General features: G+C 36.6%; 15 protein-coding genes and 3 pseudogenes. 15 read left to right on the forward strand and 3 right to left on the reverse strand.

The window, feature by feature from the left end; all coding sequences use genetic code 11:
- Nucleotides 1-220 precede the first annotated feature (220 nt).
- The 3 genes from HT721_RS05545 (at nucleotide 221) to HT721_RS05555 (ending at nucleotide 2,558) form a co-directional block, all read left to right on the forward strand.
- The gene (locus HT721_RS05545) at nucleotides 221-337 is read left to right on the forward strand and encodes a tetracycline resistance determinant leader peptide (RefSeq protein WP_001814923.1); all 117 of its coding nucleotides are present in this window, start codon (nucleotides 221-223) and stop codon (nucleotides 335-337) included.
- A 15-nt stretch (nucleotides 338-352) separates the two neighbouring features.
- Nucleotides 353-2,272: a tetracycline resistance ribosomal protection protein Tet(M) gene (gene tet(M) / locus HT721_RS05550; RefSeq protein ID WP_000691734.1), complete on the forward strand. Its 1,920-nt coding sequence runs from the start codon at nucleotides 353-355 to the stop codon at nucleotides 2,270-2,272.
- Nucleotides 2,273-2,390: 118 nt separating this feature from the next.
- A complete protein-coding gene (locus HT721_RS05555; protein ID WP_000336323.1) occupies nucleotides 2,391-2,558 on the forward strand; it encodes a cysteine-rich KTR domain-containing protein in 168 nt (55 codons plus the stop codon).
- A 59-nt stretch (nucleotides 2,559-2,617) separates the two neighbouring features.
- Here the strand turns inward: HT721_RS05555 and HT721_RS05560 are convergent.
- Nucleotides 2,618-2,755, reverse strand: a pseudogene (locus HT721_RS05560) (XRE family transcriptional regulator); the annotation flags it as partial.
- Nucleotides 2,756-3,038: 283 nt separating this feature from the next.
- Between HT721_RS05560 and HT721_RS11270 the strand changes: the two are divergent.
- The 5 genes and pseudogenes from HT721_RS11270 to HT721_RS05580 form a co-directional block, all read left to right on the forward strand.
- A pseudogene (locus tag HT721_RS11270) lies at nucleotides 3,039-3,124 on the forward strand (MLS leader peptide); the annotation flags it as partial.
- 48 nt (nucleotides 3,125-3,172) lie between these two features.
- The gene (locus HT721_RS05565) at nucleotides 3,173-3,256 is read left to right on the forward strand and encodes a 23S rRNA methyltransferase attenuation leader peptide (RefSeq protein ID WP_001814874.1); all 84 of its coding nucleotides are present in this window, start codon (nucleotides 3,173-3,175) and stop codon (nucleotides 3,254-3,256) included.
- Between the two features lie 124 nt (nucleotides 3,257-3,380).
- On the forward strand, nucleotides 3,381-4,118 hold the full coding sequence (gene erm(B) / locus HT721_RS05570; protein WP_001038790.1) for a 23S rRNA (adenine(2058)-N(6))-methyltransferase Erm(B): 738 nt from the start codon (nucleotides 3,381-3,383) through the stop codon (nucleotides 4,116-4,118).
- Nucleotides 4,119-4,472: 354 nt separating this feature from the next.
- Nucleotides 4,473-5,027, forward strand: coding sequence for a recombinase family protein (locus HT721_RS05575; RefSeq protein ID WP_000576156.1), 555 nt, complete (start codon nucleotides 4,473-4,475; stop codon nucleotides 5,025-5,027).
- 3 nt (nucleotides 5,028-5,030) lie between these two features.
- Nucleotides 5,031-7,949: a Tn3 family transposase gene (locus tag HT721_RS05580; protein WP_001240982.1), complete on the forward strand. Its 2,919-nt coding sequence runs from the start codon at nucleotides 5,031-5,033 to the stop codon at nucleotides 7,947-7,949.
- A 73-nt stretch (nucleotides 7,950-8,022) separates the two neighbouring features.
- On the opposite strand, the pseudogene HT721_RS05585 reads toward HT721_RS05580, so the two are convergent.
- Nucleotides 8,023-8,244: pseudogene (locus tag HT721_RS05585) on the reverse strand (helix-turn-helix transcriptional regulator); the annotation flags it as partial.
- A 504-nt stretch (nucleotides 8,245-8,748) separates the two neighbouring features.
- Here HT721_RS05585 and HT721_RS05590 point away from each other — a divergent pair.
- On the forward strand, nucleotides 8,749-9,171 hold the full coding sequence (locus HT721_RS05590; protein ID WP_000804885.1) for a sigma-70 family RNA polymerase sigma factor: 423 nt from the start codon (nucleotides 8,749-8,751) through the stop codon (nucleotides 9,169-9,171).
- Nucleotides 9,168-9,398 (forward strand): helix-turn-helix domain-containing protein, encoded by a 231-nt coding sequence (locus HT721_RS05595; protein WP_000857133.1) that lies wholly within the window; start codon nucleotides 9,168-9,170, stop codon nucleotides 9,396-9,398. Before HT721_RS05590 ends, HT721_RS05595 begins: the two co-directional genes overlap by 4 nt.
- 225 nt (nucleotides 9,399-9,623) lie before the next feature.
- Here the strand turns inward: HT721_RS05595 and HT721_RS11120 are convergent, their stop codons facing one another.
- Entirely contained in the window at nucleotides 9,624-9,875 is a 252-nt protein-coding gene (locus HT721_RS11120) for a hypothetical protein (RefSeq protein WP_001845478.1), read from the reverse strand.
- On the opposite strand from HT721_RS11120, the gene HT721_RS05600 reads away from it, so the two are divergent.
- The 5 genes from HT721_RS05600 (at nucleotide 9,859) to HT721_RS05620 (ending at nucleotide 15,564) form a co-directional block, all read left to right on the forward strand.
- Complete coding sequence (locus HT721_RS05600) at nucleotides 9,859-10,062, forward strand: excisionase (RefSeq protein ID WP_000814511.1); 204 nt, start codon at nucleotides 9,859-9,861, stop codon at nucleotides 10,060-10,062. The genes HT721_RS11120 and HT721_RS05600 overlap by 17 nt on opposite strands.
- An 81-nt stretch (nucleotides 10,063-10,143) precedes the next feature.
- Complete coding sequence (locus tag HT721_RS05605) at nucleotides 10,144-11,361, forward strand: tyrosine-type recombinase/integrase (protein ID WP_001291561.1); 1,218 nt, start codon at nucleotides 10,144-10,146, stop codon at nucleotides 11,359-11,361.
- A gap of 363 nt (nucleotides 11,362-11,724) precedes the next feature.
- Nucleotides 11,725-13,386, forward strand: a complete 1,662-nt coding sequence (locus HT721_RS05610) for a ribonuclease J (RefSeq protein WP_000065626.1) — start codon at nucleotides 11,725-11,727, stop codon at nucleotides 13,384-13,386.
- A gap of 66 nt (nucleotides 13,387-13,452) precedes the next feature.
- On the forward strand, nucleotides 13,453-14,232 hold the full coding sequence (locus HT721_RS05615) for an alpha/beta hydrolase family protein (protein WP_050083937.1): 780 nt from the start codon (nucleotides 13,453-13,455) through the stop codon (nucleotides 14,230-14,232).
- Between the two features lie 111 nt (nucleotides 14,233-14,343).
- The gene (locus tag HT721_RS05620; RefSeq protein ID WP_173229251.1) at nucleotides 14,344-15,564 is read left to right on the forward strand and encodes an aminoacyltransferase; all 1,221 of its coding nucleotides are present in this window, start codon (nucleotides 14,344-14,346) and stop codon (nucleotides 15,562-15,564) included.
- Nucleotides 15,565-15,568: the final 4 nt, after the last annotated feature.

Raw genomic sequence — 15,568 nt, forward strand, 5'->3', positions numbered from 1 at the left:
TATTTTGTAATCACGTACTCTCTTTGATAAAAAATTGGAGATTCCTTGACAAATATGCTCTTACGTGCTATTATTTAAGTATCTATTTAAAAGGAGTTAATAAATATGCGGCAAGGTATTCTTAAATAAACTGTCAATTTGATAGTGGGAACAAATAATTGGATGTCCTTTTTTAGGAGGGCTTAGTTTTTTGTACCCAGTTTAAGAATACCTTTATCATGTGATTCTAAAGTATCCGGAGAATATCTGTATGCTTTGTATGCCTATGGTTATGCATAAAAATCCCAGTGATAAGAGTATTTATCACTGGGATTTTTATGCCCTTTTGGGCTTTTGAATGGAGGAAAATCACATGAAAATTATTAATATTGGAGTTTTAGCTCATGTTGATGCGGGAAAAACTACCTTAACAGAAAGCTTATTATATAACAGTGGAGCGATTACAGAATTAGGAAGCGTGGACAAAGGTACAACGAGGACGGATAATACGCTTTTAGAACGTCAGAGAGGAATTACAATTCAGACAGGAATAACCTCTTTTCAGTGGGAAAATACGAAGGTGAACATCATAGACACGCCAGGACATATGGATTTCTTAGCAGAAGTATATCGTTCATTATCAGTTTTAGATGGGGCAATTCTACTGATTTCTGCAAAAGATGGCGTACAAGCACAAACTCGTATATTATTTCATGCACTTAGGAAAATGGGGATTCCCACAATCTTTTTTATCAATAAGATTGACCAAAATGGAATTGATTTATCAACGGTTTATCAGGATATTAAAGAGAAACTTTCTGCCGAAATTGTAATCAAACAGAAGGTAGAACTGTATCCTAATATGTGTGTGACGAACTTTACCGAATCTGAACAATGGGATACGGTAATAGAGGGAAACGATGACCTTTTAGAGAAATATATGTCCGGTAAATCATTAGAAGCATTGGAACTCGAACAAGAGGAAAGCATAAGATTTCAGAATTGTTCTCTGTTCCCTCTTTATCATGGAAGTGCAAAAAGTAATATAGGGATTGATAACCTTATAGAAGTTATTACTAATAAATTTTATTCATCAACACATCGAGGTCCGTCTGAACTTTGCGGAAATGTTTTCAAAATTGAGTATTCGGAAAAAAGACAGCGTCTTGCATATATACGTCTTTATAGTGGCGTACTGCATTTGCGAGATTCGGTTAGAATATCGGAAAAGGAAAAAATAAAAATTACAGAAATGTATACTTCAATAAATGGTGAATTATGTAAAATCGATAAGGCTTATTCCGGGGAAATTGTTATTTTGCAGAATGAGTTTTTGAAGTTAAATAGTGTTCTTGGAGATACAAAGCTATTGCCACAGAGAGAGAGAATTGAAAATCCCCTCCCTCTGCTGCAAACGACTGTTGAACCGAGCAAACCTCAACAAAGGGAAATGTTACTTGATGCACTTTTAGAAATCTCCGACAGTGACCCGCTTCTGCGATATTATGTGGATTCTGCGACACATGAAATCATACTTTCTTTCTTAGGGAAAGTACAAATGGAAGTGACTTGTGCTCTGCTGCAAGAAAAGTATCATGTGGAGATAGAAATAAAAGAGCCTACAGTCATTTATATGGAAAGACCGTTAAAAAAAGCAGAGTATACCATTCACATCGAAGTTCCACCGAATCCTTTCTGGGCTTCCATTGGTCTATCTGTAGCACAGCTTCCATTAGGGAGCGGAGTACAGTATGAGAGCTCGGTTTCTCTTGGATACTTAAATCAATCGTTTCAAAATGCAGTTATGGAGGGGATACGCTATGGCTGTGAACAAGGATTGTATGGTTGGAATGTGACGGACTGTAAAATCTGTTTTAAGTATGGCTTATACTATAGCCCTGTTAGTACCCCAGCAGATTTTCGGATGCTTGCTCCTATTGTATTGGAACAAGTCTTAAAAAAAGCTGGAACAGAATTGTTAGAGCCATATCTTAGTTTTAAAATTTATGCGCCACAGGAATATCTTTCACGAGCATACAACGATGCTCCTAAATATTGTGCGAACATCGTAGACACTCAATTGAAAAATAATGAGGTCATTCTTAGTGGAGAAATCCCTGCTCGGTGTATTCAAGAATATCGTAGTGATTTAACTTTCTTTACAAATGGACGTAGTGTTTGTTTAACAGAGTTAAAAGGGTACCATGTTACTACCGGTGAACCTGTTTGCCAGCCCCGTCGTCCAAATAGTCGGATAGATAAAGTACGATATATGTTCAATAAAATAACTTAGTGTATTTTATGTTGTTATATAAATATGGTTTCTTGTTAAATAAGATGAAATATTTTTTAATAAAGATTTGAATTAAAGTGTAAAGGAGGAGATAGTTATTATAAACTACAAGTGGATATTGTGTCCTGTATGTGGAAATAAAACACGATTAAAGATAAGGGAAGATACTGAATTAAAAAAATTCCCCCTCTATTGTCCGAAATGCAGACAAGAAAATTTAATTGAAATAAAGCAGTTCAAAGTAACTGTGATTACAGAGCCAGACGCAAAGACGCAGAGCCGATAAAATGAGATTAATACAATCTCATTTTATCGGCTCTTTCCGTTATGTATGGATTCTTTTAATTAGTCTTCGATGTTTCTTGCTTCGTTGATACCGCTGGCTAAAGATTCCATTAAGGATAGTTCTTTGTCTGTAAAGCTATCCATGTATTTCTCTATCTGTAATCGTCGGGTGCTTTTTACCAAGTTATTAGCAGGTAGGGGTCCCGAGCGCCTACGAGGAATTTGTATCGATAAGAAATAGATTTAAAAATTTCGCTGTTATTTTGTACATTTAACTTGACGGTGACATCTCTCTATTGTGAGTTATTAGTGGTACAGTTTTCAACCGTTTTAATTATAAAAAAGTGGTGCATTTTTAAATTGGCACAAACAGGTAACGGTTATTGCAGGTGTATTTCTTATCTATGGGTTTAACATGGATTTTATCATTAAAATCATGAGTATTGTCCGAGAGTGATTGGTCTTGCGTATGGTTAACCCTAAAGTTATGGAAATAAGACTTAGAAGCAAACTTAAGAGTGTGTTGATAGTGCATTATCTTAAAATTTTGTGTATAATAGGAATTGAAGTTAAATTAGATGCTAAAAATTTGTAATTAAGAAGGAGGGATTCGTCATGTTGGTATTCCAAATGCGTAATGTAGATAAAACATCTACTGTTTTGAAACAGACTAAAAACAGTGATTACGCAGATAAATAAATACGTTAGATTAATTCCTACCAGTGACTAATCTTATGACTTTTTAAACAGATAACTAAAATTACAAACAAATCGTTTAACTTCTGTATTTATTTACAGATGTAATCACTTCAGGAGTGATTACATGAACAAAAATATAAAATATTCTCAAAACTTTTTAACGAGTGAAAAAGTACTCAACCAAATAATAAAACAATTGAATTTAAAAGAAACCGATACCGTTTACGAAATTGGAACAGGTAAAGGGCATTTAACGACGAAACTGGCTAAAATAAGTAAACAGGTAACGTCTATTGAATTAGACAGTCATCTATTCAACTTATCGTCAGAAAAATTAAAACTGAACATTCGTGTCACTTTAATTCACCAAGATATTCTACAGTTTCAATTCCCTAACAAACAGAGGTATAAAATTGTTGGGAATATTCCTTACCATTTAAGCACACAAATTATTAAAAAAGTGGTTTTTGAAAGCCATGCGTCTGACATCTATCTGATTGTTGAAGAAGGATTCTACAAGCGTACCTTGGATATTCACCGAACACTAGGGTTGCTCTTGCACACTCAAGTCTCGATTCAGCAATTGCTTAAGCTGCCAGCGGAATGCTTTCATCCTAAACCAAAAGTAAACAGTGTCTTAATAAAACTTACCCGCCATACCACAGATGTTCCAGATAAATATTGGAAGCTATATACGTACTTTGTTTCAAAATGGGTCAATCGAGAATATCGTCAACTGTTTACTAAAAATCAGTTTCATCAAGCAATGAAACACGCCAAAGTAAACAATTTAAGTACCGTTACTTATGAGCAAGTATTGTCTATTTTTAATAGTTATCTATTATTTAACGGGAGGAAATAATTCTATGAGTCGCTTTTGTAAATTTGGAAAGTTACACGTTACTAAAGGGAATGTAGATAAATTATTAGGTATACTACTGACAGCTTCCAAGGAGCTAAAGAGGTCCCTAGCGCCTACGGGGAATTTGTATCGATAAGGAATAGATTTAAAAATTTCGCTGTTATTTTGTACAATAAGGATAAATTTGAATGGTACCATAAACGACCGTTTATGGTACCTTTTCATTTTCCTGCTTTTTCTAAATGTTTTTTAAGTAAATCAAGTACCAAAATCCGTTCCTTTTTCATAGTTCCTATATAGTTATACTTAATGAGTTATGGTACATTTAAATTATAAAATTAAGGAGGTTTTTTTATGATTTTTGGCTATGCTCGAGTGAGTACGGATGATCAAAATCTTAGTTTACAAATTGATGCACTTACTCATTATGGAATTGATAAATTATTTCAAGAAAAAGTAACTGGTGCGAAAAAAGACCGACCGCAATTAGAAGAAATGATCAACCTACTACGTGAAGGAGATTCTGTTGTCATTTACAAGTTAGATCGAATTTCACGATCAACTAAACATTTGATTGAACTTTCTGAATTATTTGAAGAACTTAGTGTCAATTTTATATCTATTCAAGATAACGTAGATACTTCAACGTCTATGGGAAGATTCTTTTTCCGAGTTATGGCTAGTTTAGCAGAACTGGAACGGGATATTATTATTGAACGAACTAACTCTGGTCTTAAGGCAGCCAGAGTCCGAGGAAAAAAAGGGGGCCGTCCAAGTAAAGGTAAGCTATCAATTGATTTAGCTTTAAAAATGTATGACAGCAAAGAGTATTCTATTCGTCAAATTCTTGATGCCTCTAAATTAAGCAAAACAACCTTTTACCGTTACCTCAATAAAAGGAATGCTTAAGATATGGCTATGAAAAGAATTTTAACTACTTCACAGCGTGAACAACTTCTTTCTGTAGACCACTTATCAGAAGAGGATTTTAAAGCGTATTTTAGTTTTTCTGATTATGATCTGGAGGTTATTAATCAACACCGTGGAAAGGTCAATAAACTAGGATTTGCGATACAACTTTGTTTGGCCCGGTATCCTGGGTGTTCTTTAAGTAATTGGCCGATTAAATCAACCAGACTAACTTCTTATGTGAGTCGACAGCTCCATCTTGATGCAATTGATTTAAATTCATATGATCATAGAAATACACGTGCAAATCACTTCAACGAGATCTTAGAAGTATTCAACTATCATCGATTCGGTAGTGCTAATACACAAAAACAGTTAATAGAATATTTAATTGAACTAGCTTTAGAAAATGATGACTCTATCTATCTAATGAAAAAAACAATTGATTTCTTAACTCGAAAAAGAATTATTTTTCCATCTATAGCTACACTTGAAGACATTATAAGCCGCTGTCGAGATAAAGCAGAAAACAACTTATTTTCAATATTACTCTGTTCATTAACAGATATACAAATTGAAAAACTAGAGAGTTTGTTTCAAATTTATGAAGAGACGAAAATAACTAAACTCGCTTGGCTAAAAGACATTCCAGGTAAGGCAAATCCAGAAAGCTTTATGAGTATTTGTAAAAAAGTGGAAGTGATTGCTTCCATGGGACTCGGGACAATTAATGTCTCCCATATTAATCGGAACAGGTTTCTTCAGCTAGCTAGACTAGGGGAAAATTATGATGCATATGACTTCTCCCGTTTTGAGCTTGAAAAAAGATACTCTTTACTTATTGCTTTTTTAGTCAATCATCATCAATATCTGATCGATCAACTGATTGAGATTAATGACCGCATTTTAGCAAGTATTAAACGCAAAGGGACACGTGATTCACAAGAACAGTTAAAAGAAAAAGGAAAATTGGCTACTAAAAAATTGGAACATTATGCTTCTTTAATTGATGCTCTTCACTTTGCAAAAGATAATGATAGTAATCCTTTTGACGAAATTGAACGAATCATGCCTTGGGAAGATTTAGTACAAGATGGAGAAGAAGCTAAAAAAATTACAGGTAATAAAAATCATGGCTATTTAGAAATGGTTCGAAATAAAGCTAATTACCTCCGAAGATACACGCCAATGTTATTGAGGACCCTTTCGTTCAAAGCAACTCCGGCAGCAAATCCAGTCCTCATGGCCCTAACTCAACTAACTGATTTACACAATAGTGGTAAAAGAAAAATACCGGCAGATACTTCTACTGATTTTGTGAGTAAAAAATGGAAAAGCCTTGTTCGGCCAGAAGAGGGGAAAATAGATCGGTCTTACTATGAGTTAGTAGCTTTCACCGAGCTAAAGAACAATATTCGATCAGGAGATATTTCAGTTGAAGGAAGTATGATCCATCGAAATATTGATGATTACTTAGTTGATTTATCTGCTTGTATTGATTCAGAAACTATTCCAGACACGTTTGAGGACTATTTAAAGGATCGGGAAATAATTTTAGATTTACAGCTTCAATTTTATTCGACAGTTGATAAGAGAATTTCAAGAGCAAACCTTAAAAAGTTGGAAAAAGTTACACCTAGCGAAGCAGAAATATATAGAAAAAAACTTTATTCAATAATTCCTAAGATAAGGCTTAGTGATCTTTTAATTGAGGTGGACAGTTGGACCAACTTTTCACAAGAATTTAGTCATGATTCTACAGGGAAACCGCCGAGTGAACAAGAAAGAAAAATTATTTTTGCTGCTTTGCTGGGTTTAGGGATGAATATTGGTCTTGAAAAAATGGCCCAATCAACTCCTGGAATTTCTTATTCTCAGTTAGCCAATGCCAAACAATGGCGCTTTTATAAAGAAGCTCTGACTCGTGCTCAATCTGTTTTGGTTAATTATCAGTTAAAGCTTCCTGTTGCAGACTTTTGGGGTGAAGGAAAAACCACTGCTTCAGACGGAATGCGCGTCCCAGTGGGCGTCTCAGCTCTAAAATCCGATGTTAATCCACATTACAAAAGTATGGAAAAAGGAGCTACAATGATTCGATCAATAAATGATAGGCATACGACTCATCATATCGAGGTTGCTTCAACTAATACAAGGGAAGCTACTCATACCCTTGATGGCCTACTTTATCATGAAACAGATCTAGATATTGAGGAACATTTTACTGATACAAATGGGTATTCTGATCAGGTGTTTGGAATGACCGCATTACTAGGCTTTGATTTTGAACCTCGCATCAGAAATATAAAAAAATCACAATTATTTTCTATCAAATCACCTTCCTACTACCCTAACTTATCAGAAGATATAAGCGGAAAAATCAATGTAAAAATTATTGAAGAAAACTATGATGAAATTAAACGAATCGCCTATTCGATTCAAACAGGAAAAGTATCTAGTTCTTTACTATTAGGAAAGCTAGGCTCATACGCACGTAAGAATAGAGTAGCTCTTGCACTGAGAGAACTAGGTCGCATTGAAAAGAGCATTTTTATGATAGATTATATTACAGATAGTGAGCTACGGCGAAGGATCACTCATGGACTAAATAAGACAGAAGCGATTAATGCTTTAGCTAGAGAACTATTTTTTGGGCGACGCGGAAAATTTATGGAGCGCGATATTCGCCGACAACTTCAAAGTGCTAGTGCGCTTAATGTGTTAATAAATGCAATAAGTATATGGAACGCCGTCTACTTACAAGCAGCTTATAATTATCTCGTCAAAATAGATCCCGAAGTAACTAAGTATATGAAGCATGTATCTCCTATTAATTGGGAGCATATCACTTTTCTTGGAGAGTATAAATTTGACTTGTTATCTATTCCTAAACACTTAAGAGAATTGAATATAAAAAATAAATAGGCCTTGAAACATTGGTTTAGTGGGAATTTGTACCCCCTATCGATACAAATTCCCACTAAGCGCTCGGGACCCCAGGTAAGAAAAATTCATCAACGGAAACATGAAGTAACGATACAAGGTCATAAAGAACTTGTATGCTGGGGTGTTGCCCTTTATTTTCAATATTAGTTAAGTACCGTGGGTCAATTTCAATCAATGCTCCCACTTGTTCACGAGTTAAACCTCGTTTCAATCGAGCTTCTTTAATGGCTAAACCAAAGGCTCTAAAATCATATTTATCTTCTTTTTTACGCATAGTAGACCACCTCTATACATTTTATTGTTCCTACTGAATTAAAAACAGGTATAGAAAAACGTGTTATATGGTTTATAGGTTTATATTTAATAAAAAGCACTACTAAACGCCAATAAAAAAAACCGTTATATGGTAGTGCTATTTACGCTGTTAAAATATTGTATATTACTTCCAAATGGCGGTTTGTTGGAGGTCAACGTCGCCATGAAGTACATCATATACAATAAATTTCCTTACATTGGGTTCTTGTCAAAAAAAGTCGTCTATCTGCAATAGATAAGTACGTCCACCAATGTGGTTTTATAAATCATATAGATAGAATAACAGAAGCATGTAAACAGAGAAATAAATCTGTTTATATGCTTTTTTGGCTATTCAGAACTTTTTTACAAAGTTTATTTATCAGTAATGCAACAAATCCCCCTTTCACATTGGGACTAAGAGTGAAAGGAGATAAACGAGCAAGGCTCACTTCCTTTCCTAGACAGAAAGGGGGTGAGAAACATGAAACCATCTTCTTTTCAGACCACAATAGAAAATCAGTTTGACTATATCTGTAAACGTGCTATGGAAGACGAGCGAAAGAATTATATGCTTTATCTTTCAAGGATTGCAAAGCGTGAGGTGTCCTTTTCGGATGTTGGCGATTATCTTGTTAGCCAGTTTGCGACAACAGATAACTATTCAACTGACTTTCAGATTTTTACACTCAATGGGTTATCAGTAGGCGTTGAAAATGATTTGTTGAGTGAAGCATTACGTGAGTTGCCAGACAAGAAACGTGAAATTCTACTGCTGTTTTACTTTATGGACATGAGCGATTCAGAAATTGCAGACCTGTTGAAATTGAACCGTTCTACTGTCTATCGGCATAGAACCAGTGGACTAGCCTTAATTAAAAAGTTTATGGAGGAATTTGAAGAATGAAAACACAATATCCTATGATTCCCTTTCCTCTCATTGTAAAGGCAACAGATGGCGATACCGAAGCGATTAACCAGATTCTACATCATTACAGAGGGTACATAACGAAGCGTTCCCTACGACTTATGAAAGATGAATATGGCAATCAAAGTATGGTCGTTGATGAAGTCTTACGTGGAAGAATGGAAACCAGACTGATTACAAAGATTTTGTCATTTGAAATTAAGTAATATCCTCTCTCCTTTCGTGGAAGCGTGCTAAACCATTCCACGCTTCCCGAACAGGGAGGTTTGTTATTCCACCAAAGCATATTGAGCTTTCAATGTGTTTTGATAGGCTAACGAGCCATTGTTCTTTGAAAACTGAATAAAAGTAATCGAATACGTTTCGATAAGAAAAGAGCCAACGGAACTAACCGCCATGACCTATCTTATAAAGATAGCGAGCGATTCATGTTAGTGATCCGAGAAGCAATCTTTAGCAGGATTGCCTGCAACGACATTCTTATCGTGATAATGATACTCCCATACAGTCAATAGTCCGAGCGTGATAAAACCGTCGCAGGCAATGAGTATGGCTACATGAGAACCATGCAGGGGTGGAACTCCCGTGAGCTTTGCTAAAGCTGTTCGATTGCTGGTAAAACAACTTTTATGAAATCCAAATAAGTGATTTGGAAAGGAGGATTTTATGAAGCAGACTGACATTCCTATTTGGGAACGTTATACCCTAACCATTGAAGAAGCGTCAAAATATTTTCGTATTGGCGAAAACAAGCTACGACGCTTGGCAGAGGAAAATAAAAATGCAAATTGGCTGATTATGAATGGCAATCGTATTCAGATTAAACGAAAACAATTTGAAAAAATTATAGATACATTGGACGCAATCTAGCGTCGCCAAAGGGTCTTGTATATGATAAAATAGTATTAAGTCGTATCAAGGCTCTTTCCATAAAGGAAAGGAGCAAATGCCATGTCAGAAAAAAGACGTGACAATAAAGGTCGAATCTTAAAGACTGGAGAGAGCCAACGAAAAGACGGAAGATACTTATACAAATATATAGATTCATTTGGAGAACCGCAATTTGTTTACTCGTGGAAACTTGTGGCTACAGACCGAGTACCAGCAGGAAAGCGTGATTGTATCTCACTTAGAGAGAAAATCGCAGAGTTACAGAAAGACATTCATGATGGTATTGATGTTGTAGGAAAGAAAATGACACTCTGCCAGCTTTACGCAAAACAGAACGCTCAAAGACCAAAGGTTAGAAAAAACACTGAAACTGGACGCAAATATCTTATGGATATTTTGAAGAAAGACAAGTTAGGTGTAAGAAGTATTGACAGTATTAAGCCATCAGACGCTAAAGAATGGGCTATTAGAATGAGTGAAAATGGTTATGCTTATCAAACCATCAATAACTACAAACGTTCTTTAAAGGCTTCATTCTATATTGCTATACAAGATGATTGTGTTCGGAAGAATCCATTTGACTTTCAACTGAAAGCAGTTCTTGATGATGATACTGTCCCTAAGACCGTACTAACAGAAGAACAGGAAGAAAAACTGTTAGCCTTTGCAAAAGCTGATAAAACCTACAGCAAAAATTATGATGAAATTCTGATACTCTTAAAAACAGGTCTTCGTATTTCAGAGTTTGGTGGTTTGACACTTCCAGATTTAGATTTTGAGAATCGTCTTGTCAATATAGACCATCAGCTATTGAGAGATACTGAAATTGGGTACTACATTGAAACACCAAAGACCAAAAGTGGCGAACGTCAAGTTCCTATGGTTGAAGAAGCCTATCAAGCATTTAAGCGAGTGTTAGCGAATCGAAAGAATGATAAGCGTGTTGAGATTGATGGATATAGTGATTTCCTCTTTCTTAATAGAAAGAACTATCCAAAAGTGGCAAGTGATTACAACGGCATGATGAAAGGTCTTGTTAAGAAATACAATAAGTATAACGAGGATAAATTGCCACACATCACTCCACATAGTTTGCGACATACATTCTGTACCAACTATGCAAATGCAGGAATGAATCCAAAGGCATTACAGTACATTATGGGACATGCTAATATAGCCATGACGCTGAACTATTACGCACATGCAACATTCGATTCTGCAATGGCAGAAATGAAACGCTTGAATAAAGAGAAGCAACAGGAGCGTCTTGTTGCTTAGTAGTACAAATGAATTTACTACTTATTTACCACTTCTGACAGCTAAGACATGAGGAAATATGCAAAGAAACGTGAAGTATCTTCCTACAGTAAAAATACTCGAAAGCACATAGAATAAGGCTTTACGAGCATTTAAGAAAATATAAAAAGATAATTAGAAATTTATACTTTGTTTAATGGAAAAAGAGTAGATCATAGGAAAGAGTTGGGAAACCAGCTCTTTTTTGAAAACAAATCTTCATTTTGAAAATCATCAAAAAAATGGTATAATGGTAGGAAAAGATTCGGCTAACAGTAATAGTGCTTTTAGAATAAGAGGGTAAGCAACCCTATAATCAAGATAAACTAAGATTTTGGAGGAAAAATGAGTAATATTAGTTTAACAACACTTGGTGGTGTACGTGAAAATGGGAAAAATATGTACATTGCTGAAATTGGAGAGTCCATTTTTGTTTTGAATGCAGGGTTAAAATATCCCGAAAATGAACAATTAGGGGTCGATGTGGTGATTCCAAAGATGGACTACCTTTTTGAAAATAAAGATCGAATTGCTGGGGTATTTTTAACTCACGGACATGCAGATGCTATTGGTGCTCTGCCTTATCTCTTGGCTGAAGCCAAGGTACCTGTATTTGGCTCTGAGTTGACCATTGAGTTGGCAAAACTCTTTGTCAAAGGAAATGACGCAGTCAAGAAATTTAATGATTTTCATGTTATTGATGAAGATACGGAGATTGATTTTGGTGGGACAGTGGTTTCCTTCTTCCCTACGACTTACTCCGTTCCAGAGAGCCTGGGAATTGTCTTGAAGACAGCTGAAGGGAGCATCGTTTATACAGGTGACTTCAAATTTGACCAGACAGCTAGTGAATCCTATGCGACAGACTTCGCTCGTTTGGCAGAAATCGGTCGTGACGGCGTCCTGGCTCTCCTCAGTGATTCGGCCAATGCGGACAGCAATATTCAGGTGGCTAGTGAAAGTGAAGTTAGAGATGAAATTACCCAAACCATTGCTGACTGGGAAGGTCGTATCATCGTTGCAGCTGTTTCCAGTAACCTTTCTCGTATCCAGCAGATTTTTGACGCTGCGGATAAAACAGGTCGACGTATCGTCTTGACAGGATTTGATATTGAAAATATCGTCCGCACAGCGATTCGTCTCAAGAAGTTGTCTTTAGCCAACGAAATTCTCTTGATTAAGCCGAAAGATATGTCTCGCTTTGAAGACCATGAGTTGATTATTCTTGAGACAGGTCGTATGGGTGAACCTATCAATGGACTTCGTAAGATGTCGATTGGTCGCCATCGTTATGTAGAAATCAAGGATGGGGACCTGGTCTATATTGCTACGGCTCCGTCTATTGCTAAAGAAGCCTTCGTTGCGCGTGTGGAAAATATGATTTATCAGGCAGGAGGGGTTGTCAAATTGATTACCCAAAGTTTACATGTATCAGGGCACGGAAATGCGCGTGATTTGCAGTTGATGATCAATCTCTTGCAACCTAAGTATCTCTTCCCAATTCAAGGGGAATACCGCGAGTTGGATGCCCATGCTAAGGCTGCTATGGCAGTAGGTATGTTGCCAGAACGCATTTTCATCCCTAAAAAGGGAACCAGCATGGCTTATGAGAATGGGGACTTTGTCCCGGCTGGCGCAGTTTCAGCAGGGGATGTCTTGATTGACGGGAATGCTATCGGTGATGTTGGAAATGTGGTTCTTCGTGATCGTAAGGTCTTGTCAGAAGATGGAATTTTCATCGTCGCAATCACCGTTAACCGTCGTGAGAAGAAAATTGTGGCCAAGGCTCGTGTTCACACGCGTGGATTTGTTTATCTCAAGAAGAGTCGCGATATTCTCCGTGAAAGTTCAGAATTGATTAATCAAACGGTAGAAGACTATCTTCAAGGAGATGACTTTGACTGGGCAGACCTTAAAGGGAAGGTTCGTGATAATCTTACCAAGTATCTCTTTGACCAAACCAAACGTCGTCCAGCTATTTTACCAGTAGTCATGGAAGCAAAATAATCGTTGAAATAAACAGGGAGAAAGTCGAGTTTCGGCTTTTTCTTATAGAAAAATAGAGGAAAAATTATGGCAGTAATGAAAATCGAGTATTACTCACAAGTTTTGGATATGGAGTGGGGAGTGAATGTTCTTTACCCCGATGCCAATCGAGTGGAAGAACCAGATTGTAAAGATATTCCCGTCTTGTACCTCTTGCATGGGATGTCTGGCAACCATAATAGCTGGCTCAAGCGGACCAATGTAGAACGCTTGCTTCGAGGAACCAATCTCATCGTTGTCATGCCTAATACCAGCAACGGTTGGTACACCGATACCCAATATGGTTTTGACTATTACACAGCTCTAGCAGAGGAATTGCCAGAGGTTTTAAAACGCTTCTTCCCTAACATGACTAGCAAGCGTGAAAAGACCTTTATCGCTGGTCTCTCTATGGGAGGCTATGGCTGTTTCAAATTGGCTCTTGCTACAAATTGTTTTTCTCATGCAGCTAGTTTTTCAGGTGCTCTTAGCTTTCAAGATTTTTCTCCTGAAAGCCAAGATTTGGGAACACCGGCTTATTGGAGAGGTGTGTTTGGGGAGATTAAAGATTGGACAGCTAGCCCCTATTCTCTTGAAAGTCTGGCTAAAAAATCGGATAAAAAGACCAAGCTCTGGGCTTGGTGTGGCGAGCAGGATTTCTTGTATGAAGCCAATAATCTCGCAGTGAAAAATCTCAAAAAACTAGGTTTTGATGTGACCTATAGCCATAGCGCTGGAACTCACGAGTGGTATTATTGGGAAAAACAATTGGAACGTTTTTTAGCAACCCTACCGATTGATTTCAAATTAGAAGAGAGATTGACTTAGTTTGAACTTCAGCATAGGGGGAGTAGGACTAAAATAAAATATGTTTTCACTAGACTTTTCAAACGAAAGTAGTAGAATAGTAATAAGATACTGGAGGAAAGAGAGTAGGAAATGTACCGTTATCAAATTGGCATTCCCGCATTAGAATATGATCAGTTTGTCAAAGACCATGAATTAGGCAATGTATTACAAAGTAGTGCTTGGGAAGAAGTGAAGTCTGACTGGGAACATGAGAAGTTTGGTGTTTACAGGGAAGAAAAATTACTGGCGACAGCTAGTATTTTGATTAGAACTCTTCCGCTAGGCTATAAAATGTTTTACATCCCAAGAGGACCTATATTGGATTATGGGGATACGGAACTTTTGAGTTTTGTCATTCAGTCCATTAAGTCTTATGCTCGCAGTAAGAGAGCGGTTTTTGTGACTTTCGATCCAAGTATTTGTCTATCTCAACATTTGGTTAATCAAGATAAAACAGAATATCCTGAAAAACTTTCTATTGTTGAGATTTTAGGGCAATTAGGAGTGAAGTGGTCTGGGCGGACAACCGAAATGGATGACACCATTCAGCCTCGTATTCAGGCGAAAATATATAAAGAAAATTTTGAAGAAGATAAACTTTCTAAATCAACAAAACAGGCTATTCGAACAGCACGGAATAAGGGGGTAGAGATTCAATTTGGCGGAACTGAATTATTGGAGTCTTTTTCCTTTTTGATGAAAAAAACCGAGAAGCGGAAAGAGATTCATTTGAGGAATGAAGCCTATTATAAAAAATTGTTAGATAATTTTAAGGACAAGGCCTACATCACCTTGGCAACCTTGGATGTCTCTAAACGTTCGCAAGAATTAGAAGAACAGTTGGCGAAAAATAGAGCCTTGGAAGAGACCTTTACTGAGTCGACTCGCACTTCAAAAGTAGAAGCGCAGAAGAAGGAAAAAGAACGTTTGTTAGAGGAATTGACTTTCCTGCAGGAATATATAGATGCAGGTCAAGCGAGAGTTCCCTTAGCGGCTACTTTGAGTTTGGAATTTGGTACTACCTCTGTCAATCTATATGCTGGTATGGATGATGCTTTTAAACGTTACAATGCTCCGATTTTAACTTGGTATGAAACGGCTCGCTATGCCTTTGAGCGAGGTATGGTCTGGCAAAATTTAGGTGGTGTTGAAAACTCTCTCAATGGTGGACTTTATCATTTTAAGGAAAAATTTAATCCAACGATTGAAGAATACTTGGGTGAATTTACAATACCTACCCATCCTCTCTATCCTCTGTTAAGACTTGCTCTTGATTTCCGTAAAACATTAAGAAAAAAACATAGAAAGTAAGTAT

It is taken from the genome of Streptococcus sp. 4094, from assembly GCF_013277125.1.
Classification (GTDB): Bacteria; Bacillota; Bacilli; order Lactobacillales; family Streptococcaceae; genus Streptococcus.

Excerpts from the sequence above, each read along its gene's own strand:
- HT721_RS05565 (WP_001814874.1), top strand. The coding sequence starts at position 3,173 with ATGTTGGTATTCCAAATGCGTAATGTAGATAAAACATCTACTGTTTTG.
- HT721_RS05575 (WP_000576156.1), top strand. The coding sequence starts at position 4,473 with ATGATTTTTGGCTATGCTCGAGTGAGTACGGATGATCAAAATCTTAGT.
- HT721_RS05580 (WP_001240982.1), top strand. The coding sequence starts at position 5,031 with ATGGCTATGAAAAGAATTTTAACTACTTCACAGCGTGAACAACTTCTT.
- HT721_RS05590 (WP_000804885.1), top strand. The coding sequence starts at position 8,749 with ATGAAACCATCTTCTTTTCAGACCACAATAGAAAATCAGTTTGACTAT.
- HT721_RS05595 (WP_000857133.1), top strand. The coding sequence starts at position 9,168 with ATGAAAACACAATATCCTATGATTCCCTTTCCTCTCATTGTAAAGGCA.
- HT721_RS05600 (WP_000814511.1), top strand. The coding sequence starts at position 9,859 with ATGAAGCAGACTGACATTCCTATTTGGGAACGTTATACCCTAACCATT.
- HT721_RS11120 (WP_001845478.1), bottom strand. The coding sequence starts at position 9,875 with ATGTCAGTCTGCTTCATAAAATCCTCCTTTCCAAATCACTTATTTGGA.
- HT721_RS05605 (WP_001291561.1), top strand. The coding sequence starts at position 10,144 with ATGTCAGAAAAAAGACGTGACAATAAAGGTCGAATCTTAAAGACTGGA.
- HT721_RS05610 (WP_000065626.1), top strand. The coding sequence starts at position 11,725 with ATGAGTAATATTAGTTTAACAACACTTGGTGGTGTACGTGAAAATGGG.
- HT721_RS05615 (WP_050083937.1), top strand. The coding sequence starts at position 13,453 with ATGGCAGTAATGAAAATCGAGTATTACTCACAAGTTTTGGATATGGAG.
- HT721_RS05620 (WP_173229251.1), top strand. The coding sequence starts at position 14,344 with ATGTACCGTTATCAAATTGGCATTCCCGCATTAGAATATGATCAGTTT.